24 protein-coding genes are annotated in these 22,096 nt (G+C 47.7%); all 24 read left to right on the top strand.

Annotation, left to right across the window (positions count from 1 at the left end; genetic code table 11):
* Positions 1-109: 109 nt before the first annotated feature.
* The 24 genes from rpoE to PP175_RS24240 all read left to right on the top strand — a co-directional run bounded on the left by rpoE (position 110) and on the right by PP175_RS24240 (position 22,075).
* A complete protein-coding gene (gene rpoE, locus PP175_RS24355; RefSeq protein WP_272440770.1) occupies positions 110-634 on the top strand; it encodes a DNA-directed RNA polymerase subunit delta in 525 nt (174 codons plus the stop codon).
* Between the two features lie 181 nt (positions 635-815).
* On the top strand, positions 816-2,408 hold the full coding sequence (locus PP175_RS24350; RefSeq protein ID WP_272440769.1) for a CTP synthase: 1,593 nt from the start codon (positions 816-818) through the stop codon (positions 2,406-2,408).
* 591 nt (positions 2,409-2,999) lie between these two features.
* Entirely contained in the window at positions 3,000-3,365 is a 366-nt protein-coding gene (locus tag PP175_RS24345) for a response regulator (RefSeq protein WP_272440768.1), read from the top strand.
* Between the two features lie 64 nt (positions 3,366-3,429).
* Positions 3,430-4,293: a class II fructose-1,6-bisphosphate aldolase gene (gene fba / locus PP175_RS24340; protein WP_272440767.1), complete on the top strand. Its 864-nt coding sequence runs from the start codon at positions 3,430-3,432 to the stop codon at positions 4,291-4,293.
* A gap of 25 nt (positions 4,294-4,318) precedes the next feature.
* Positions 4,319-4,966, top strand: a complete 648-nt coding sequence (fsa, locus tag PP175_RS24335; RefSeq protein ID WP_272440766.1) for a fructose-6-phosphate aldolase — start codon at positions 4,319-4,321, stop codon at positions 4,964-4,966.
* 70 nt (positions 4,967-5,036) lie between these two features.
* Positions 5,037-6,290, top strand: coding sequence for a UDP-N-acetylglucosamine 1-carboxyvinyltransferase (locus PP175_RS24330; protein ID WP_272440765.1), 1,254 nt, complete (start codon positions 5,037-5,039; stop codon positions 6,288-6,290).
* 55 nt (positions 6,291-6,345) lie between these two features.
* Positions 6,346-7,317 carry a class II fructose-bisphosphatase gene (gene glpX / locus PP175_RS24325; protein WP_272440764.1) on the top strand — a complete coding sequence of 324 codons (972 nt, stop codon included), beginning with the start codon at positions 6,346-6,348 and terminating at the stop codon, positions 7,315-7,317.
* Between the two features lie 28 nt (positions 7,318-7,345).
* Positions 7,346-8,623 (top strand): transcription termination factor Rho, encoded by a 1,278-nt coding sequence (gene rho / locus PP175_RS24320; protein ID WP_272440763.1) that lies wholly within the window; start codon positions 7,346-7,348, stop codon positions 8,621-8,623.
* Positions 8,624-8,894: 271 nt separating this feature from the next.
* Positions 8,895-10,169, top strand: coding sequence for a radical SAM family protein (locus tag PP175_RS24315; RefSeq protein ID WP_272440762.1), 1,275 nt, complete (start codon positions 8,895-8,897; stop codon positions 10,167-10,169).
* A gap of 95 nt (positions 10,170-10,264) precedes the next feature.
* Positions 10,265-10,465 carry a 50S ribosomal protein L31 gene (rpmE, locus tag PP175_RS24310; RefSeq protein WP_272443363.1) on the top strand — a complete coding sequence of 67 codons (201 nt, stop codon included), beginning with the start codon at positions 10,265-10,267 and terminating at the stop codon, positions 10,463-10,465.
* Between the two features lie 172 nt (positions 10,466-10,637).
* Complete coding sequence (locus PP175_RS24305) at positions 10,638-11,240, top strand: thymidine kinase (protein ID WP_272440761.1); 603 nt, start codon at positions 10,638-10,640, stop codon at positions 11,238-11,240.
* 94 nt (positions 11,241-11,334) lie between these two features.
* The gene (locus PP175_RS24300) at positions 11,335-11,841 is read left to right on the top strand and encodes a YhcN/YlaJ family sporulation lipoprotein (RefSeq protein ID WP_272440760.1); all 507 of its coding nucleotides are present in this window, start codon (positions 11,335-11,337) and stop codon (positions 11,839-11,841) included.
* Between the two features lie 281 nt (positions 11,842-12,122).
* Positions 12,123-12,323, top strand: a complete 201-nt coding sequence (locus PP175_RS24295) for a cold-shock protein (RefSeq protein ID WP_272440759.1) — start codon at positions 12,123-12,125, stop codon at positions 12,321-12,323.
* Between the two features lie 122 nt (positions 12,324-12,445).
* Positions 12,446-13,519 (top strand): peptide chain release factor 1, encoded by a 1,074-nt coding sequence (gene prfA, locus PP175_RS24290; RefSeq protein WP_272440758.1) that lies wholly within the window; start codon positions 12,446-12,448, stop codon positions 13,517-13,519.
* Position 13,520: 1 nt separating this feature from the next.
* The gene (prmC, locus tag PP175_RS24285; RefSeq protein ID WP_272440757.1) at positions 13,521-14,405 is read left to right on the top strand and encodes a peptide chain release factor N(5)-glutamine methyltransferase; all 885 of its coding nucleotides are present in this window, start codon (positions 13,521-13,523) and stop codon (positions 14,403-14,405) included.
* Between the two features lie 71 nt (positions 14,406-14,476).
* Positions 14,477-15,115 carry a stage II sporulation protein R gene (spoIIR, locus tag PP175_RS24280; protein ID WP_272440756.1) on the top strand — a complete coding sequence of 213 codons (639 nt, stop codon included), beginning with the start codon at positions 14,477-14,479 and terminating at the stop codon, positions 15,113-15,115.
* A gap of 225 nt (positions 15,116-15,340) precedes the next feature.
* Positions 15,341-16,417, top strand: a complete 1,077-nt coding sequence (locus tag PP175_RS24275) for an L-threonylcarbamoyladenylate synthase (RefSeq protein ID WP_272440755.1) — start codon at positions 15,341-15,343, stop codon at positions 16,415-16,417.
* A gap of 53 nt (positions 16,418-16,470) precedes the next feature.
* On the top strand, positions 16,471-17,031 hold the full coding sequence (locus PP175_RS24270; RefSeq protein WP_272440754.1) for a manganese efflux pump MntP: 561 nt from the start codon (positions 16,471-16,473) through the stop codon (positions 17,029-17,031).
* A gap of 11 nt (positions 17,032-17,042) precedes the next feature.
* Positions 17,043-17,780 carry a ZIP family metal transporter gene (locus PP175_RS24265; protein WP_272440753.1) on the top strand — a complete coding sequence of 246 codons (738 nt, stop codon included), beginning with the start codon at positions 17,043-17,045 and terminating at the stop codon, positions 17,778-17,780.
* 66 nt (positions 17,781-17,846) lie between these two features.
* Complete coding sequence (locus tag PP175_RS24260) at positions 17,847-18,542, top strand: low molecular weight protein arginine phosphatase (RefSeq protein ID WP_272440752.1); 696 nt, start codon at positions 17,847-17,849, stop codon at positions 18,540-18,542.
* A gap of 67 nt (positions 18,543-18,609) precedes the next feature.
* Positions 18,610-19,902: a methyl-accepting chemotaxis protein gene (locus tag PP175_RS24255; protein WP_272440751.1), complete on the top strand. Its 1,293-nt coding sequence runs from the start codon at positions 18,610-18,612 to the stop codon at positions 19,900-19,902.
* Positions 19,903-19,923: 21 nt separating this feature from the next.
* Positions 19,924-20,814, top strand: coding sequence for an intracellular short-chain-length polyhydroxyalkanoate depolymerase (gene phaZ / locus PP175_RS24250; RefSeq protein ID WP_272440750.1), 891 nt, complete (start codon positions 19,924-19,926; stop codon positions 20,812-20,814).
* Positions 20,815-21,048: 234 nt separating this feature from the next.
* Complete coding sequence (gene rpiB / locus PP175_RS24245) at positions 21,049-21,492, top strand: ribose 5-phosphate isomerase B (RefSeq protein WP_272440749.1); 444 nt, start codon at positions 21,049-21,051, stop codon at positions 21,490-21,492.
* Positions 21,493-21,505: 13 nt separating this feature from the next.
* Positions 21,506-22,075: a TIGR01440 family protein gene (locus PP175_RS24240; RefSeq protein ID WP_272440748.1), complete on the top strand. Its 570-nt coding sequence runs from the start codon at positions 21,506-21,508 to the stop codon at positions 22,073-22,075.
* The last annotated feature ends 21 nt before the right edge of the window (positions 22,076-22,096 follow it).

The following is a 22,096-nucleotide window of genomic DNA, read 5'->3' as shown; positions in this document are numbered from 1 at the left end:
TTTCTTTTAATGCTTGCCTTCCATGTACTATTTTGTATAAAATAAGGAATACTGGCTACTAACGTTTTTTTCGCCTTTCCTTTGGCGAAATCTATTGAGGAGAAGGGAAGTGCCGAAGTTGAGTAATATAGTCAACCTTGAACCGGAAAAGATTGAGGAAATGGCAATGGTCGATTTGTCGTACCAGCTTTTAAGCGAGACCAAAAAACCGCAGTATTATCGTGACCTTTTTAATCAGGTTGTAGAACTAAAGCAAATTTCAGAGCAGCAGGCGATGGACGTGATCGCACAGGTATATACAGAGATTAATCTCGACGGGCGCTTCATCTGCCTTGGCGATAATCTATGGGGCCTCAAACGGTGGTACCTTGTTGAAACGCAGGAAGAGTCTGCGGAAGGCTCGCTGCGCGGGAAAATGTTCCTTGATGATGACGATGAAGATGAGGAATATGAAGAAGAAATTGCGGATTATGACGCTCTTCATGCCACCAAAGAAGCGGATGAAGAAGATGCTGATATAGAAGACGAAGATTTAGATGAAGAAGAAGCGTTTGAAGAGGATGAAGAACAGGACTTCGATGAAGAACTGGAAGATGAATCTGAAGAGGATGAAGATGAGGAACTTGACATGTAATTGCTGTAAGGATAAAATACTTTTTGGGCTTTAAAAGTAAACGAAAAAAGCAAAACAAAAGTGCCCCCTCTCCGAACATTCGGCTGGGGAAAACTTTTGTTTTTTTATTTTATATTGTCCTTCATATAGAGCTGTTCTTTGGGAAAAGTATTAAATGGGCGAAGAAAGTGGGGATCATTGCATGGCAAAATATATTTTTGTTACCGGCGGGGTTGTATCCTCGTTAGGTAAAGGGATAACAGCGGCTTCTCTAGGAAGGCTTCTGAAAAACCGGGGTTTAAATGTTACGATTCAAAAATTTGACCCGTACATTAACGTAGACCCGGGTACCATGAGCCCTTACCAGCACGGTGAGGTATTTGTAACAGAAGACGGGGCTGAAACAGACCTGGACCTGGGCCACTATGAACGATTTATTGATATAAACTTAAATTCCAACAGTAATGTAACGACGGGCAAAATTTATTCTTCCGTAATCACGAAGGAACGCCGCGGTGATTATCTGGGGGGGACTGTTCAAGTTATTCCGCATATAACGAATGAAATTAAAGAGCGGGTTTTTCGTGCGGGGCGGGAAAATAATCCTGATGTTGTCATTACAGAAATCGGAGGAACCGTCGGGGATATCGAAAGTCTTCCGTTCCTAGAAGCCATTCGGCAGATTAAAAGTGATGTAGGCCGTGACAATGTGATGTACATTCACTGTACGCTTATCCCTTATCTGAGCGCTGCCGGTGAGTTAAAAACAAAACCGACCCAGCATAGCGTCAAGGAACTGCGCAGCCTTGGCATTCAGCCGAATGTGATCGTGTGCCGTACAGAAAAGCCCGTATCCCAGGATATGAAGGACAAAATCGCGCTATTTTGCGATATTGATCCCAAAGCGGTCGTTGAGGCATCGGATGCCGATACCCTGTACGAAGTTCCACTTATGCTTAAAGAGCAGGGATTGGACGACTATGTATGCAACCATCTTAATCTAACCTGCCCTGAAGCTGATATGAAAGAGTGGAAGCAGCTGGTCCATAAAGTGCGCAACCTCTCCGGAAAAACAACTATTGCCCTTGTCGGTAAATATGTAGCGCTGCATGATGCTTATCTCAGCGTTGCAGAAGCGCTCTACCATGCAGGCTATGAGAATGATGCGGACGTCAAAATCGAGTGGATCGATGCGGAGGAAGTAAATCAGGAGAATGTGCGGGAGCTGCTTGGACATGCTGATGGCATTCTTGTTCCTGGTGGGTTTGGGGACCGCGGGGTAGAAGGCAAGATTGCCGCAACCCAATATGCGCGGGAGAATAAGGTTCCATTCCTCGGGATTTGCTTAGGGATGCAGGTTGCTGTGATTGAATTTGCCCGCCACGTCCTTGGCAAGTATGACGCGCATACATCTGAAATTGATCCTTCCACACTGAATCCAGTGATTGACCTGCTTCCGGATCAGAAGGATATTGAGAACATGGGCGGAACGATGCGCCTTGGCCTCTATCCTTGTAAGCTTGAGAAAGGCAGCCGGGCGTTTGAGTCTTATACCCAGGAACTGGTTTATGAACGCCACCGTCATCGCTATGAATTTAACAACGCATACCGGGAAGAAATGAAAAATGCGGGGCTCAAATTCAGCGGAACTTCCCCGGATGGACGCCTTGTAGAAATTATTGAAGTTGTTGACCATCCCTGGTTTGTGGCCAGCCAATTCCATCCGGAATTCGCTTCTCGTCCAAACCGCCCTCAGCCGCTGTTCCGCGATTTTGTGCGGGCGACGCTGAAGTAAATTGAACGGTTAGCATAGGGTTTTGCATTCCTGATAAAATCAGGAGTGCAAAACCCTTTTTTGTCGTATAAGCAGAAAGTATATTCGCTTTAAAGTGTTAAAGTTATTTTCTGCCGGGACCGATAGGTCCATTTCTCTTTGTTGATATGGAAGTTTATGGGCTTCATAGTGTTGAAGTGCCTTGAGCGATTTTTTCAATGGAACCTCCGGTCCCGAAACACCCATGAAAAACATCATGAGGCACATGTCCACACCTTTCTTTCCCCCTGTGGAGCGTGTGGAACAGAGGGCGAAAAAGACCGGCAAACTGTCTCCATCATTGGATACCCAGATGTTTGCACCTAAACGGTATAAAGGAATCTAAGGCCATTGCCTGCGCTTACGCTTGACACTGACCAAGATTCCCTAATGCCGGTCCGTCCGTCGTTCCACAAAGCGGCCGTAAAAACTTCTACGAGGGGAAAGGAGAGAGCGGCATGGCCCGCGATGTTTTTCTCAAATATAGGCAGGAATTTTTTGTAGGGCGGCGAATCCATATAATTAAGAATATAGCGCTTTCTTATCGGAGCAGGAACATTAGGGGGTCAACAAATGGAAAGCAAAAAAGTGCTCGTGGTAGACGATCAGTATGGCATACGTGTTTTATTATTCGAGGTGTTTGGTAAAGAAGGATATCAAACATTTCAGGCTGCCAATGGTAAACAGGCACTTGATATTGTCGCCAGTGAATCGCCTGACCTTGTGATTTTAGATATGAAAATTCCGGGCATGGACGGGTTGGAGATATTAAAAGAAATAAAAAAAATAAACCAGAGTATTAAGGTGATTATGATGACGGCCTACGGGGAACTGGATATGATTAAAGAAGCAACAGAGCTTGGGGCTGTTTCACATTTCACCAAACCGTTTGATATTGATGAACTTCGCAGTGCTGTCCATAAGCAACTCGCATGCTAAAACGCCGTTGTGCTATAATGGGAATGGTTGTGAATATGGAGCAGTTATGAGGAGGATACTACATATGCCATTAGTTTCGATGAAAGACATGCTGAATAAGGCGGTCGAAGGAAAATACGCGGTAGGCCAATTCAACATAAATAACCTGGAGTTTACGCAGGCTATTCTGCAGGCGGCACAGGAAGAAAATGCGCCGGTTATTCTTGGTGTTAGTGAAGGCGCTGGCCGCTATATGGGCGGTTTTAAGCTGGTAGTAGCTATGGTTAAAGCATTAATGGAAGAATACAAAATTACTGTTCCGGTTGCTATTCATCTTGACCATGGGTCTTCTTTCGAAAAATGTGTGGAAGCCATTCATGCAGGTTTTACATCGGTTATGATAGATGGCTCTCATTTCCCGCTCGACGAAAACATTGCATTAACTAAGCGCGTAGTGGATGTGGCCCATGCTCTTGGCATATCCGTAGAAGCTGAACTGGGGCGCATTGGCGGCCAGGAAGATGACCTCATTGTTAATGATGCCGATGCAATGTATGCCATTCCGGAAGAGTGCGATCGGCTTGTTCGCGAGACTGGCGTTGATTGCTTTGCACCAGCGCTTGGTTCTGTTCATGGCCCTTACAAAGGCGAGCCAAACCTTGGTTTTGGACGCATGGAAGAGGTTATGAAGCTGACCGGTGTTCCACTTGTACTCCACGGTGGTACAGGCATCCCTACAAAAGATATTCAGAAAGCAATTTCGCTTGGAACAGCAAAAATTAACGTAAATACAGAGAACCAGATGACCTCAGCGGCTACTATACGTAGGGTGCTTGCGGAAAAACCTGATCTGTATGATCCGCGTAAATACCTCGGACCTGCCCGGGATACCATTAAAGAAACGGTTCAAGGCAAAATCCGTGAGTTTGGAAGCAGCAATAAAGCTTAATTCGTAAAAACATAAGGAGTGTGCCATGAAATTCTTTATTGATACAGCAAATGTTGAAGAAATTCGTGCTGTGAATGAATGGGGAGTACTGGCCGGAGTTACGACCAATCCCTCCCTCGTAGCTAAAGAAGGCCGCGACTTTGAGGAGACCTTAAAAGAAATCATTGATATCATTGACGGGCCCATCAGCGCAGAAGTTATCAGCCTTGAAGCTGAAGGCATGATAGAAGAAGGGGAGCATCTCGCTTCACTTTCTAAAAATATCGTCATTAAAGTACCGATGACTGTTGAAGGCCTCAAAGCTGTGAAACACTTTACAAAGAAGAAGATTAAGACCAACGTTACCCTTGTCTTCTCCGCAACCCAGGCCCTTCTTGCCGCTCGTTCTGGTGCCACCTATGTTTCCCCTTTTCTTGGCCGTTTGGACGATATTGCCCACAATGGGGTTCAACTTATATCGGATATCGCGCAGATTTTTGCCATGCACGATATTGAAACGGAAATCATTTCAGCAAGTGTACGCCATCCCCTGCATGTTATAGAATGTGCAAAATCAGGTGCGGATATCGCCACAATCCCTTATGCTATATTTAAACAAATGGTGAAGCATCCGCTTACTGACAGCGGAATCGAGCGTTTCCTTGCTGATTGGGATAAAGCCAAGCAAAAATAAAGAAGGAAAAGCACCTTTTCATAACGTAATATGAGAAGGTGCTTTTTCCGATACGTTAGGGGTTTGATCCATGGAGAAACTTTTCATAAAGGGTGGACAGAGACTGCATGGAAATATCCAAGTTAGCGGCGCGAAGAACAGTGCGGTCGCACTCATACCTGCTTCTATCCTTTCAGAATCGGAAATCATCCTGGACAATTTGCCTGAAATTAGCGATGTGCACATTTATGGTGAGATACTGAAAGAGCTTGGAGCCAGTGTAACGCTTGAGGGAGAAACGATGCGGATTGATTCATCCAACCTTCGGCCGCAGGCTATGCCAAACGGAAAAGTGAAATACCTAAGAGCTTCCTACTACTTAATGGGTGCCATGCTGGGCCGCTTCGGCAAGGCCACCATTGGAATGCCGGGAGGATGCAATCTGGGACCACGTCCAATTGACCAGCATATCAAAGGGTTCGAAGCGCTCGGCGCCGTCATAACCCATGAGCAGGGTTCACTGCACATTCAGGCCAAACAGTTAACTGGAACCCGAATTTATCTAGATGTTGTAAGTGTCGGTGCCACTATTAATATTATGCTGGCAGCGGCGCGTGCCAAAGGTAAAACCATTATTGAAAATGCTGCCAAAGAGCCGGAAATCATTGATGTGGCGACTCTGCTCAATTCAATGGGCGCGAATATTAAAGGTGCGGGTACGGATGTGATTCGGATTCGCGGCGTCAACAAGCTTCACGGGTGCCGACATTCTATTATTCCAGACCGGATCGAAGCGGGAACCTATATGATAGCCGCTGCTGCAACAGGCGGGGATGTGAGGGTGGAAAATGTGATCCCGAGGCACCTTGAATCTCTTACAGCTAAGCTGCGGGAAATGAATGTTGAGGTAGAAGAAATAGACGATGCGATTCGGGTCACAGGAAACAAGGATTATCACTCTGTTGATATCAAAACACTCCCTTACCCAGGTTTTCCAACCGATCTGCAGCAGCCTATGACTGCGCTGCTTACACTGGCACAGGGTACAAGCATTGTTACAGATAATATTTACCAATCTCGATTCAGGCATGCTGACCATTTGAACAATATGGGGGCCAGCGTTAAAGTGGAGGGCCGCTCTGCCGTCATTGAGGGCAGGCGGGACCTGCATGCAACGAAGGTTACCGCCACCGACCTGCGGGCAGGAGCCGCTCTTGTGATTGCAGGCCTTATGGCTGATGGGATTACAGAAATCTCGGGAGTTTACCATATTGATAGAGGCTATGCCAGGCTGGAAGAAAAACTTAAAGGGCTCAATGCCCAGATGTGGCGGGAATCCAGATAATTTGAACACACGAAATGATAGTATCGCACACTAACAAGATGGGAGAATAGACAAAATGGATCGCAGTTTATCATTAGAATTAGTTCGTGTAACAGAGGCAGCAGCGTTAGCATCAGCACGGTGGATGGGCCGGGGTAAGAAGGAGGAGGCCGATGATGCCGCAACTACAGCTATGCGCGCCGTGTTTGACACCGTTCCGATGGAAGGGACCGTTGTAATAGGTGAAGGTGAGATGGATGAAGCGCCGATGCTGTACATAGGCGAGAAGCTGGGCCAGGGAAATGGGGGCCCGCAGGTGGATGTTGCAGTTGATCCGCTTGAAGGAACCAATATTGTGGCAAAGGGTACATGGAATGCTTTAACGGTGCTCGCTGTCGCTGACCGTGGCAATCTGCTGCATGCGCCGGATATGTACATGGATAAAATTGCAGTTGGACCGAAAGCAGCCGGCAAAGTTCATATTGACGCCCCTGTTATTGATAATTTAAAAGCTGTAGCCAGGGCAAATGGAAAAGACATCAGCGATCTGGTGGCTGTTATCATGGATCGGGAGCGCCATTCCAAACTTATTCAGGAAGTGCGGGACGCTGGAGCCCGAATTAAGCTGATAACGGACGGAGATGTTGCGGGGGCTATTAACACGGCGTTCGACCATACGGGTGTCGATATATTGTTTGGCATCGGCGGCGCGCCTGAAGGAGTTATTGCGGCTGTTGCTTTGAAGTGCCTGGGTGGCGATTTCCAGGGCCGGCTTGTTCCGCAGAGCCAGGAAGAATTGGAACGCTGTAAAAAAATGGGGATAGCCGATCCGAATCAAATTCTCCTTTTAGAAGATTTGGTGAAGGGTGACGATGCCATTTTTGCTGCAACCGGCGTGACAGATGGAGAACTGCTGAAAGGTGTCCGTTTTAGCGGATCGAAAGCGATGACGCATTCGATTGTAATGCGGGCCAAAACTGGAACCGTGCGCTTTATCGATGGGCAGCACAGGCTTGATATTAAACCTAATTTTGTTATGGAAAATTAAACTAAAAAAGCGTGGTGTTCATGAATTAATGGAAATGAACTTGGTCCAACTGGAAGAAAAGAAGTTAACAGAGCTGTATAAACTGGCAAAGCAGTTTCAGATTCCGTATTATGCAACCTTTAAAAAGAAAGAGCTTATCTTTGCTATCTTGCAGGCACAGGCAGAAAAGCAAGGAAACATGTTTATGGAAGGGGTGCTCGAAACGCACCCCGACGGTTTCGGATTTCTCCGGCCGATTAACTACCTGCCAAGCGCGGATGATATTTACATATCCGCTTCCCAAATCCGCCGCTTCGACTTGAGAACAGGGGATAAGGTTTCAGGTAAAGTTCGGCCGCCTAAGGAAAATGAACGATATTTTGGCCTTCTGCATGTGGATGCGGTAAACGGCGAACCGCCGGAAACTTCCCCGGAAAGGGTGCATTTTCCTGCACTTACCCCTCTATATCCCGAGAAGAAAATTGTTCTGGAAACATCGCCGGATAAGATCTCCTCACGAGTGATCGATTTAATCTCACCTGTTGGCATGGGACAGCGCGGTTTAATTGTGGCACCTCCAAAAGCAGGTAAAACGGTTCTTCTAAAGGAAATCGCCAACAGTATTGCCACCAACCATCCGAACATTGAACTTATCGTCCTTCTAATAGACGAGCGCCCGGAAGAGGTAACGGATATGCAGCGTTCGCTCGTGAAGGGTGAAGTTGTAAGCTCGACATTCGATGAAGTACCGGAGAATCATATCAAGGTTGCTGAGCTTGTGCTTGAACGGGCAATGCGGCTAGTCGAGCACAAGAAAGATGTCGTGATTCTACTGGACAGTATTACAAGATTGGCGCGGGCTTATAACGTTACGGTCCCGGCAAGTGGACGTACACTGTCTGGCGGTATCGATCCGGCAGCTTTTCATCGGCCTAAAAGGTTTTTTGGGGCTGCGCGCAATGTGGAAGAGGGCGGCAGCCTGACGATATTGGCCACGGCGCTTATTGAAACCGGATCGCGCATGGATGATGTCATTTATGAAGAATTCAAGGGAACGGGAAATATGGAACTTCACCTGGATCGTAAACTGGCCGAACGCCGCGTGTACCCGGCTATTGACATTAGACGCTCCGGAACGCGCAGAGAAGATCTGTTGTTTACAAAAGAAGACCTTGAAAAAATCTGGGCCCTGCGAAAATCGATTATGGACAACAATGAATTTACGGAAGCCTTCATCAAGCGAATCAAAGGAACGAAAACCAATCAGGAATTTCTGGACTCCCTCATTTTTGAACAAGTTAAAAAATCTCCTGGTAAGGCACGATAGTCTCCTACTTATAAGCAACCATCTATGTTTGTAACCAGCCTACTTGATGTGAGCAGTTGACAAGAAATTTAATACGTGTTAGAAAGGCCGCTCCATCAGTGAGCGGCCTTTTGTATGATATCTGCTGCGGATGTCTGTTCAGGGAAGGCTGCACGCCCATTAACAACTGTAGCAACTTTGACTTTTATGCTGCGATTGCCGTATAATGTATCGAATAGACTACGCTTATTACGCCTTTATGTGAATGAATCAATAAGGAGCTTTGATAGATATGTATCTTGTATACGCGGATGAGAAGGGCCAGGTTTATGATCATCCGGAACTATTCGGTCTGGGCCGAAGTGGAAATGTTCTCCAGGAAATACTTGAGGATGAACTTATTCCGCTGCCCGAAGGTGCAACGCTTGTCAGCTTGCCTTTTACACGGCCGGTTGGACTCAATCCGGACAACGGAGAGATGGTTCCGCTTGAAGGTTATCAGGCTGTCGGTGCGCTTCTGCCGCAGGGATTTACCCGTCTTATGTTTCCTGGTTATGTGAAGGAAAACAAGGAAGAGAAGCTTCCGCTTTTTGGTTATACAGCAGTTGTCTGGCACAATGACGGTTTTTACGTAGCCGCAGAGGCATCTGATGATCCGTATAAATGGAATCCTTTAAACTTCCCAATGCCTGAACTGGAAGGTAAAGTGAAGGAAGTCCTCGCCCAATACCCGGAAAACAGGGTATTTGATCATTTAAGCAATTGCACGCTCGGCTATGGCTGTCTAACAGCCTCGAACACATTCATGAACCGATGGGAAGCTGGATTACCTGTTTCTTACTCCTGTAATGCAGGCTGTTTCGGTTGTATCTCAGAACAACCGGATGACAGCGGCTTTCCTGCACCGCAAACCCGCATGAACTTCAGGCCAACAGTTGAAGAACTGGTTGAGGTTATGATGCACCACCTGAAAACCCCGGAATCGATCATCAGCTTCGGCCAGGGTTGCGAAGGGGAGCCATCCACGCAGGCGGCCATTATTACTCAGGCTATGCGGGAAGTTAAATCCCGTACGAAGACAGGCTTTATTAATATCAACACCAATGCAGGGCTGACTGATCACATCAAAGCCATTGTAGATGCCGGCCTTGATCTTATGAGGGTGAGTACGATCAGCGCCATCGATGAACATTACAATGCGTACTACCGCCCACGAGCTTACACGCTCGCCAATGTTGAACGATCTGCCGCCTATGCCAGCGAAAAAGGAGTCTACACGTCGATTAACTATCTGGTATTTCCGGGTGTGTTTGACCGGGAAGAGGAAATGGAAGCGATGATCGACTTTATTAAAAGAACAGGGATTCGCCTGATCCAAATGCGAAACTTAAACATTGACCCGGAAAGCTACCTTGAGATGATCCCGCCGGCTAAAGGAGAAGTGTTCGGTATGAAGCAGGCACTTGAGATCTATCGTCAGGAGCTTCCGGATGTTATAATAGGATCCTACACGCACGTCCCGCCTGTTGAATTCCAGGAAAGGCGCCGTCAAACGCTTAACGTTTAAAATACAGTTGAATATATTTAGTAGTGGTGATATAATTTAATTATTGTGATTGAAACTCTGTTTCGTAAAGATTCAGGGCAGAAAGGGTGAAAACAATGAAAGCGGATATCCATCCAAATTATAAACTTACGAAAGTTACCTGTGCATGTGGTAACGAATTCGAAACTGGTTCAGTTAAAGAAAACCTTCGGGTTGAGGTTTGCTCCGAATGCCATCCGTTCTTCACTGGTAAGCAGAAGTTCTTAGATGCTGGCGGACGTGTAGATCGATTCAAGAAGAAATACAACATGAAATAATAGAACGTATGAAAATGGACAGGCAATTATGCCTGTCCATTTTTGTGTCGGCAGATATAAAAAACTTCCTGGATATGGACAATAGCACAAAACAATATGCTGGATATGTTTTTCTTAGCACAGATGCAGCGGTGGAAAAGAAGTCATGGATGAGGCGGAAGGAGAATGATCGATGGCGCAGCTATATTTTCGATATGGGACAATGAACAGTGGTAAATCCGTAGAAATTTTAAAAGTAGCCCATAATTATGAAGAACAGGGGAAAAAAGTTTTAATTTTTACATCTATCGTCGACAACCGGTATGGTACGGGTTATGTAGCCTCCAGGATCGGCATCAAGCGAGAGGCGATTACAGTAGCTGAGGCTACCGACATTAGGCGTGTTGTTGAGCAACACCCGGCGGGACTTCCTGATTGTGTGCTCATCGATGAGGGACAGTTTTTAAAAAAACAACATGTTATCCAGTTGACAGAGATTGTAGACGAACTGGGTATCCCTGTTATTGTATATGGCTTGAAAAATGACTTTTCTAATCATTTATTTGAAGGCAGTGAGGCACTTCTCTTATACGCTGACAAACTCGAAGAAATTAAAACCATTTGCTGGTTTTGTACGAAGAAAGCAACCATGGTGCTTCGTGTTAAAGATGCAACACCGGTGTACACAGGGCAGCAAATTCAGGTCGGAGGCAATGACAGTTACATCCCGGTTTGCCGGCCCCACTATAACCACCCTACTCTGTCCAAACTTCCGGTAAAACAGGAAAAGGAATAACGATGCAGCGGGCCCTTTGGCAGGCATTCACGAAGAAATAGCTACACATAAGTTTTTCCCTCCTGCGGACACAATAGAAGTAGGAGGTGGGCTTATGCATAAGTGGCTTACTGGTGCAATGATCGCTAGCTTTATATGGGCAGCGGGCTGTACGCAGCAACAAGCGGGGCCGGGTGGAGGTCAGCACCAGAGTAACACCTATGTTCAGTCGGTTCCGAATCCGGCACATGACAAAGGCGTCGAACAACCGGATACCCAACCACAGGCTCAAGCTATAGCGAATATGGCGGCAGGGGTGCCTGGTGTGAAGCGTGCTACGGCAACGATAAATGGGCGGATTGCTTATGTCGGCGTTCAACTGGAAGATGTTGTGCGCAATAAGGCGCGTGCTGATTATATCACGCGCCAGGTAGCGGCCCGTATTAACCGAACCATTCCGGGTTATACCATTCGGCTCACATCCGATAACCGGGTGTTTCATTTAATTGAGAATGTCAGGGAAGGGATTCGCAGCGGTACTCCAAGCAATAACTACCGCATGAATCTGCTCGATATCGACAACCGGCTATCGCAGCATCAGGTGCAGGCCATGGCACGTTAAAAGGGGTATACCAAACAAAATATCGCGGGCAATGCTTCTACGGGGAAAGGACAGAGCGAGCATACCCGCGATCTTTTACTTCTTTTTTCAAGATGTTGACAATTGATAGGAATGTGTTATGCTTTAGATATCAACCGATATGAGGTTCATGATTCACATAACACAAAGAGTTATCACTTCATGATTTTGTATTGGAACTTTTTGTGGTATGTGAATTTTTTATTTGCAAGAAGTAAATAATGAATACGACATATCAATTATTTTTTGGAGGTTTTACCCACATGAATCAAGGTACAGTAAAATGGTTTAACGCCGATAAAGGTTTTGGCTTCATCGAGGTTGAAGGTGGAGACGATGTATTCGTACATTTCTCTGCAATTAACGGAGAAGGTTTCAAATCGCTTGAAGAAGGCCAACGAGTAAGCTTTGACGTTGTTGAAGGAAACCGTGGACCGCAAGCTACGAACGTAACGAAACTGTAAACCATAGATGAGATCAATCCCCCTGTTAGCCTCTGCTGCAGGGGGGTTTTTGTTTTGACTAAATCCTTGTATTCATTTATAATTATAATGTTACGGACTTTTTGAAATGAGGTGAACCAACCGTGCTACAGCGATTAGAATCTGTTGTTGAGCGGTATGATAGGTTAACAAACCTACTGTGCGATCCGAACGTTATGAACGATCCCGCAAAATTGCGTGAGTATTCGAAAGAACAATCTGATATTGAAGAAACCGTACAGGCGTACCGTGAATATAAATCTGTAAGTGAACAGCTCGACGATGCGAAAGCCATGCTTGAAGAAAAGCTGGATGATGAGATGCGCGAGATGGTTAAAATGGAAATTGGCGAGCTTGAAGAGCAGAAAGAGCAACTCGAGGAGCGTATCCGTGTGCTGCTTCTGCCCAAAGACCCCAACGATGATAAAAACGTGATCATCGAAATCCGGGGTGCGGCCGGCGGAGACGAAGCGGCTCTCTTTGCGGCTGATCTCTACCGCATGTATACCCGCTATGCGGAAAAGCACCGCTTCAAAATGGAGGTGCTTGAGGCCAACTATACTGGCATAGGCGGATATAAAGAGATTATTTTCTCCATCAACGGAAAAGGCGCATACAGCCGCCTGAAGTTCGAAAGCGGCGCGCATCGTGTGCAGCGTATTCCTTCAACCGAATCCGGCGGACGCATTCATACGTCCACCGCTACCGTTGCTGTCCTTCCAGAGGCAGAGGAAGTGGAAGTCGAAGTTAACGATAACGATATCCGGGTTGACCTGTTCTGCTCAAGCGGCGCGGGCGGCCAGAGTGTTAACACCACGAAATCCGCAGTTCGGCTGACCCACGTCCCTACCGGTATTGTCGTAACCTGCCAGGATGAGAAATCCCAGCACAAAAATAAGGACAAGGCAATGCGCGTGCTTCGCGCCCGGCTATTTGACAAATTCCAGCAGGAAGCCCAGGCTGAATATGCTGGTGTGCGTAAATCAGCAGTAGGAACCGGTGACCGCAGTGAGCGGATTCGCACGTATAACTTCCCGCAGAGCCGTGTCACCGACCATCGGATTGGCCTGACGCTGCATAAGCTGGACCAGATCCTCGATGGCGAGCTGGATGAGGTTATTGATCAGTTAATTCTCAGCGAGCAGGCGGAATTAATGCGGAATGCGGAAGGTGCATAATATGGCAGTATCCATACGGGAAGCTCTGAAGAGGGCTTCTCTTTTTTTAGAGGCAAAAGGCATTGAAGATGCTTTGTTTTTAGCGGAGTACGCCATTCGGCATGTAAAGGGATGGGACAGGACGCGCTTTTTTGCTTCGATGGGCGATGAACTTAGCCAGCAGGATTGGCTTAAAGTCGAGTCGATCATAAAGCGAAGAGGAGAAGGAGAGCCTTTTCAATATATTGTTGGAGAACAGGAATTTTACGGCCTTACCTTTAAGGTAAATCCATCGGTTCTCATTCCCCGCCCGGAGACAGAACTTCTCGTAGAAGAGATTCTAAAAAAAGCAACCAGCCTCTGGCCTCCTGAGGAGAAGCTGGCAGTAGCAGACATCGGAACCGGCAGTGGGGCGATTATTGTAACGCTTGCCGTAGAGGGAAACAACAACTGGGAATACATCGCGACGGATATCGCGCAGGAATCCCTCGACACAGCGGCTCTCAACGCGAAGAACAATGGGGTTGGGGATAAAATTTCTTTTGTGCAGGGTGATCTGCTTGCGCCTTTGCGTGAAAGGGATCAGCGTGTGGATATCCTTGTATCCAATCCGCCTTACATTCCCTCATATGATGTCACCCAGCTCGACGTCCAGGTTAAAGCTCATGAGCCGCTTCGGGCGCTTGACGGTGGCGAAGATGGGCTTGATTTCTACAGGCGAATGGCGCGGGATCTCCCGGACGTGCTCCAGAACAAAGCACTGCTGGGCTTGGAAGTTGGCATTCACCAGTCTGAAGCGGTGCGCGGATTGCTGCTTGACACCGGCCTTTTCCATAAGGTCTATATTATAGACGATCTGCAGGGAATCGGCCGCCATGTACTCGGGCTGCGGGATAGCAATAAATAAAGTATTCTGAACGTTTAGCATTCGCCTTTTCTGCTCATACTGTTGACAGGGAGAAGAAAGGGTGAGGGGAAATGCAACGTTCAATGCTGCTATTCTTTTGTATGTTTATACTTGTGATGAGCTGGGAAGGACAGCGGGATGCGCTGGCGGTGTTTGCGTCTTCCCATGTACCGCAGAATTCGATTCGGCTCCGCATTCTTGCCAATAGCGATTCTTTGGAGGATCAGAACTTAAAGAGGCATGTTCGTGATCAGGTGATACAATCCGTTAAGAAATGGTCCGGGCAGGCGCAGGATGAACAGGCTGCCCGAACTATCATAAATCAACATCTGCCGGAATTACGCCAGGTTGTCAATGATGATATCAAACAACAAGGATTTTCCTACACCGCGCACGTGGATCTTACACCAACCGATTTTCCGACCAAGATGTATGGGTCGCAGGTGTTTCCGGCCGGCAAATACGAAGCAGTGCGAATTTCTATCGGGCAAGCTGAGGGGGCCAACTGGTGGTGTGTGTTGTTCCCGCCCTTATGCTTTGTCGATATTGCAAATGGCGACACCACTGACCACATCAAAAAGACTGCAGATGGCCACGCCACGACTGTGGCGGCCAGTACAGGCATCCAGAACAAGGATAAAAACCAGGTTCAGGTGAGGTTCTTTCTTGTGGATATGTTTTATAAAATCGCTGACTTTTTCAAGGCGTAAACCATTACCCCAAACAAACTCGGACTCTGCCCACAAGCAGGGTCTTTTCTACATAACCAATCACAAAGCGGCCGTAAAACTTCTATGAGGGGAAAGGAAAGAGCGGCATGCCCGCGATGTGTTTTTATGTTTATCCACAAGTTATTCACAAGTTGTGGATAATAGGTATAATAAATGGGGATGAAGTCGTCGTAAGTAAATAAATCAAAGAACAGAGGGCATAGAATGGACAAGAAGACAGCATACTGGAATGTGGATAACCTTGTGGATGAGTCGGATATTTATCCACAAACGCGCAAATCCATTGTGGAAGCAGCAGAGTTGCTGCGGAATAATGAACTGGTGGCTTTTCCGACAGAAACCGTATACGGGCTGGGCGGCAACGCGCTTGCTGACGACACGGTTGAGAAAATTTACGCGGCCAAAGGAAGGCCAAGTGACAACCCGCTCATTCTACATATTGCGGACAAAGAACAGCTTAATGATCTTGTGCGGGAAGTCTCCCCGCTTGCTTCTCTATTAATAGAGGCGTTCTGGCCGGGCCCTCTTACGCTTGTGATGCCAAAAAAACAGGGGGTTGCACACCGGGCCTCTGCCGGGCTCGATACGCTCGCTATCCGCATGCCGGACCACCCGCTTGCCCTTGCGCTGATTCGCGCAACAGGGCTGCCGATAGCCGCTCCCAGCGCCAATCTTTCCGGCAGGCCAAGCCCGACAACGGCCAGGCATGTTATGGAGGATTTAAATGGAAGAATAGCCGGGGTGCTTGACGGAGGGCCCACAGGAATTGGTGTGGAATCAACGGTGGTGGACGTTACCGGGAATATTCCGGTGATTCTTCGTCCAGGTGGTGTGACGGCAGAACAGATTGCGGAAGTTGCTGGGAACGTCGCGGTAGACCCTGGAATCACAAGCGACAAAGTGGCACCCAAGTCGCCGGGCATGAAATACAGACATTATGCACCGGCAGGCGAGATGACCCTGGTTGAGGCTGATTCACAGGAGCAAATGATTCAGGCTATCATCCGTTTGGCTGAGCAAGCAGCCGCAGAAGGGAAAAAAGTGGGCATACTGGCTGCTGAGGAATCGGCCTCACGCTACCCTGAGGGGTGTACTGTGATTGCCTGTGGCCAACGCGCTGATTTGCATTCGGTAGCCCACCGGGTATACGATGTACTGCGGACGTTTGATGAGCGGGGTGTCGATGTCATTTTCTCAGAAACCTTCCCGGCTAAAGGGGTTGGCGCGGCGATTATGAACCGGCTGAATAAAGCCGCAGGCGGAAAACGTTATATTTGCTAGTTGTCCCGCATATCCTGCCTTAGATATGTAAAAGTACAGGCAGGATGGGAGTGATGATTTTGGGTGTTATTCAATGGGGTGAGATGATTACGATCCTCATGATTGGCATAGCACTCGGAGCGGATGCATTTTCGCTTGGCATAGGCATGGGAATGGGCGGCATTCGTCTGCTAACTGTTCTTAAAGTAAGTATAATCATTGGAATTTTTCATGTTATTATGCCGCTGATCGGGATTGCAGCCGGTCTATTCCTTACTTCCGTAGTGGGCAATGTCGCTTCCTACCTTGGTGGGGGAATCTTAATTGCGCTGGGCATTCATATGCTGTGGAATGCTTACTTTAACGAAGAAGAAAGTCCCTTGTTGAAAACAAGCTTCTGGGGAATCATGCTCTTCAGTTTCAGCGTCAGTTTGGATGCACTGTCTGTCGGCTTTTCCTTTGGCTTGTTTAATGTAAATATTGTAATGGCCGTCGTTACATTTGGCGTGATCAGCATGGTGCTGTCCATGTGCGGTCTTTTACTGGGCAGACGGGTTGGCGGCTGGATGGGTGCATACAGTGAAATAATCGGGGGGCTGATACTGTTAGCCTTCGGGATTAAATTCCTTCTGTAGGGGGCCCGGCTATGACGGAAACAGTATTTATCAGTATGATGACGGGGTTAACGACCTTGCTGGGATCCATGGTGATTCTGTTTATCGGGCCTCCTGGCAGAAAACTGCTGGCCTTTTACCTTGGCCTGTCTGCCGGCGTTATGACGCTTGTCATATTTGTTGACTTGCTGCCTGCTTCTTTAAGAGATGAAGATGTGTATGGCGCGCTGCTCGGGTGCTGTGCAGGTGTCGCTTGTCTGATGTTTGTCCATAAAGCCGCTGATTTTGCCCAGCGTAAAACTGGTAATGGACGTAACGATTCAGAAGGCATGTGGCGTAAAGCGGGATGGATGATGACCATAGCGATTGCTATGCACCATATACCCGAGGGGATTGCTATCGGCGCCGGGTTTCAGGCGCATGAAAGCATAGGGGTGATGATTGCGCTGTCGATGTCTCTGCATAACATTCCGGAAGGGATCGGTTTTACAGTGCCGCTACTTATGGGAAGAATACCAAAGCTAGTCATCCTGCTGCTTGCCTTTATTATCAGCCTTTGCATACCGCTTGGTGCATGGCTGGGAGAATTATATTTTTCTTCTACCCCATGGGCCATCACGTTTGGACTGGCGTTTGCGGCTGGTGCAATGGCCTATATCGTTTGGAAGGAAATTGCACCGTCAGGTCTGAAGCAGGACCGCCTAAGCGCTCAGGCCGGTATGCTTGCGGGTCTTGCGGTGATGGTTGCGCTTCACTTATTAGAAGGATAAAATTTCTTGCAAAAAGCGCGTTCTTCGTACACCATGTAAGGAGAAAGCTGGAAAGGGGAGAAAGAAATGCGCATTTTATTTGTTTGTACAGGAAACACCTGCCGCAGTCCAATGGCGGAAAAACTGCTGAGAAAAATGGCTGCGGAGAGGGGAATGGATATTGAAGTGAAATCTGCCGGCCTCTTTGCTTCCCCAGGTTCAGCGGCATCGCCGCAGGCTGTTCACGTACTTGGGAAGCGGGGGATTACGGAAAGCCATCAATCACAGCCTGCTACCAGCGAACTGCTGGATTGGGCGGATCTTATCTTAACCATGACGGAATCACACAGAGATTCCCTTCTGCAGAAATATGAACATTTACAAAGCAAAATCTACACGTTGAAAGAATATACCGATATTTCCCTGGAGGAGCTCAGCCGCGGAGAAGAGTTGGATTCCCTGTACCAGGAAGTAGAGAGGAAGCAGGAAGCATTCCTGAACAGCCATCGTGAGGAAATCCGCAGACTGGAAGACGAGTATCAGGAATTGTACAACCGGCTGGAGGTCGTAAGGGAAGAGCTGGACGAATGGAAAAACCGCCTGATGAAAGAGACGACAGAAGAACGAAATCGAATCGCCATACTGGAACAGCAAGTGCCTGGCTATGATATTGTCGATCCTTACGGAGGAACGGTGGAAGACTACGAAACATGTGCAGGTGAGATAGAACAAGCGCTGCACAACCTTCTTAAAATATTGAAAAAAAATACAGAAAATAGTTGAAGTCCACCCCTTTTTATTCCGATATTAATATACAGCTATTTTAATGTCGTTATCTATAGGGGGAACCATGATGGACGAACAATCAAAATACCGTTTTGGTCTCGTAAAGAAACTCGTGATTGGCATCAGTCTGCTGTCTGCAGTAACATACAGCGTCAGTGCCTTTTTTATCTTTTTTCTAAGCAGATATACCGCAGATGTGATGCCTTCCTGGCTTTTTACGCTTCTTACCCTTTCGTTGGGCGTCATCTGGTCTGGTATATTTGGCTATCTAGTCGCCCGCTGGCTTACGAAGCCGCTTGTTGCGCTTGAGCGAGTGGCGAAGGCGGCGTCCACGGGAGATCTGCGGTCTGAAGTGGATATACCGAAGTCGGATGATGAAATTCGCGCGCTTGCCCAGTCCGTATCCACCATGATTTTAAATTTAAGAGGCATGCTGAAGGATATTAACTCTTCTTCTGAGAATGCAGCCGTAAGTGTTAATGAATTAACGTTTGCCTCCGAGCAGGCCGCTGTACAGATCGAACAGGTAAGCGTAACAATGGATCAAATTGCCCGGGGAGCGGAAAGGCAGGCGGCCCATACCGCAGCGGCCGTTGAATCCCTGGAACAGGTAGTGGGACTTGGCAGGGAAGTAAATGAGCATGCTGTACAATCCCGCCAGCTTACCCGGGAAATGCTTTCGACCCTGCAGGAGAGCAGTCAGGTCGTATCCATTCTCGTAGAAGGCATGCATAGCCTGGCTGAACAGAACGGGCTGTCCATCCAGTACGTGCAGCAGCTTGAACAGAATGCAGGCGAGATTGGCAAGATCACAGGCGTTGTCAGCGAGCTTGCCGGGCAGACCAATTTGCTCGCGCTTAATGCAAGCATTGAAGCTGCACGGGCCGGTGAACATGGAAGAGGTTTTGCTGTTGTAGCGGAAGAAGTCCGTAAACTTGCAGACGAGAGCGGAACAGCGGCTTCAAATATTAATACGTTGATTGAACAAATGCAGCGTCAGGTTGGAATTGTGGTAAAACAGATTGGCGAACAGGTCGCAATGGCGGATATGGAGTCCAAGCGCGGGGAAGAAACCACCCGTGCGCTGGGCAGTATAGCAGGATCTGTTAACCAGGTTGTTGAATCGGTTGAGAGAATCGCGGGGCTCATATCGCGCCAGCTTGACAGCATGGAGCGTACGATGCAAGATGCCCGAGACGTCGCGCGTGTCGCTTCTGAAACATCCGAGGGGGCGGCCACTGTGTCTAACGCTGCCCAGGAGCAAACGGCGTTTATGGAAGAAGTGGCGGCCGCCGGCCAAGTTCTGCGCGAGCAATCGGATCAGTTGAAAGGATTTGTAAAGCGATTTCAGTTTTAACATTCCTGCGGAGGTGATTGCTTGGCCAGAGAAATAACGTTGAACAGCGTAGAGCTTGCGAATGGAGAAACCATTGCGTATCGGCAAAGAAAAGGCGGCGATCAGGTTATCGTCCTTGTTCACGGCAACATGACATCCTCTGTTCATTGGGATTTGCTGATGGAGAATCTTGACGAGGCCTACACAATCTATGCCGTTGATTTGCGAGGATTTGGTGAATCGAGTTATCGTCAGCCCATCAGCAGCCTGCTTGAGTTCGCTGCGGATGTTAAGGAGTGGGCTGACAGGTTACACCTAACCTCTTTTGTGCTAGTGGGCTGGTCAGCAGGGGGCGGTGTAGCCATGGAGCTTGCAGCTGAGCATCCTGAGATGGTTGAGAAGCTCATTTTGCTGGCATCTGTAAGCACCCGGGGATTGCCGCTTTTTAAGAAGGATGCTTTCGGACACCTTCTTTCGATACCGCTGCGGACGAAAGAAGAAATCGCGCTGGATCCGGTGCAGGTTGTTCCTATTCTCAGTGCTTACAAAAATCGTGATAAGCAAACGCTTCGGTTTATCTGGAACGCTACGATTTACACGATAAACCAGCCGGAACAGAGCCGTTATGAGAAGTATCTGGATGATATGCTCACACAGCGCAACCTGGTGGATGTAGATTATGCATTAGCTACCTTCAACATTAGTGAAGTTACAAATGTGATGGGGCCAGGCAATGGCCGGGTGAACCGGATTACGATGCCTGTGCTTGTTTTATCCGGAAAAAGAGATTTAGTTGTACCGCAACAAGCGGCGCTTGAAATCCGACAGGATATTGGCGAGAACGCCTCTATTCATTATTTAAACGCCGGGCATTCGCCGTTAATTGATGACTTGGATCACTTAATAGAAGAAATAGATGCGTTTATTCGTTAGAAACGATAAGGAATGGCACAGAAGAAGACTTTTTGCTTAAGGTAAGCAGGGAGTCTTTTTTTAGTGGGCAGGAAAGAAAATTACTCTTTAAAGCGAACATTAATGTGGGTTATAATGATAAACGTAAGGATTTTAGTACATATCAGCTTGCGCAAATTCCTCTATGCAATCTCAATGATTGGGTTATAATACTTGTAGACATGACTTAAGCAGAGAGAAACGGGGGAGAATACATTGAAAGTTGCGCTAGGAGCCGACCATGGCGGTGTTAATTTAAAAGAAGAAATCAAGAAATTCCTTGAGGCTGAAGGGATCGAGTATGAGGATTTTGGCTGTACCTGTACCGATTCTGTCGATTACCCGGACTTTGCCCTGCCAGTTGCCGAGAAGGTGGCATCGGGGGACTTTGAACGGGGGATTCTCATTTGTGGTACAGGCATAGGGATGACCATTGCCGCCAACAAGGTAAAAGGAATTCGCTGTGCACTTGTGCATGATTGTTTCAGCGCGAAGGCGACACGGGAGCATAACGATTCAAACATTCTGGCTATGGGTGAGAGGGTAATAGGGCCTGGCCTTGCATTAGAGATTGTGAAAATTTGGCTGGGAACGGAATTCATGGGTGGAAGACATCAACGCCGGCTTGAGAAAATTAAAATGCTAGAAGACAATCAGTAAGGTTGTGATTCCCATGAATATAGAGAAGCTTCAGAATGACTTGCAGTCGATACTTGATGACCTATTGGAAGCCGCACCACTTGGAGAGCACAGGGTATTGGTAATCGGAACAAGTACAAGTGAAATCGTTGGCCAGCATATTGGAACGTCAGGGAGTGCGGAAGTGGCGGCTGCTCTTTATGAAGTGTATCGCCGAACGAGTGAAAAGCATGGGTTTTCGCTGGCTTTTCAATGCTGCGAGCATTTAAACCGGGCGCTTGTTGTGCCACGTCGAATTGCCGAACAACGCGGCTGGCCTGAGGTGGCCGTTATCCCGGTTCCAAAAGCCGGTGGTGCTATGGCATCGGCAGCCTATCGAAAGATGGAAGACCCGGTAGTTGTGGAACGGATTCAGGCTGATGCTGGAATTGATATCGGTGATACGTTCATTGGGATGCATTTAAAGCCGGTTGCGGTTCCGGTACGCCCGCGCATCAAGCAGTTGGGCGGCGCCCATGTCACAATGGCACGCACCCGGGCGAAGCTTATCGGCGGACCACGGGCTGTATACGAACTTCCGCCAGAAGATAAAAGTTGTACATAACTTAATTGGAGAAGGGAATGT

Source organism: Aneurinibacillus sp. Ricciae_BoGa-3 (genome assembly GCF_028421645.1).
Lineage (GTDB): Bacteria > Bacillota > Bacilli > Aneurinibacillales > Aneurinibacillaceae > Aneurinibacillus_B.
The sequence above is the reverse complement of the archived record's forward strand: the minus strand, read 5'-3'. Positions and strand labels throughout refer to the sequence as shown.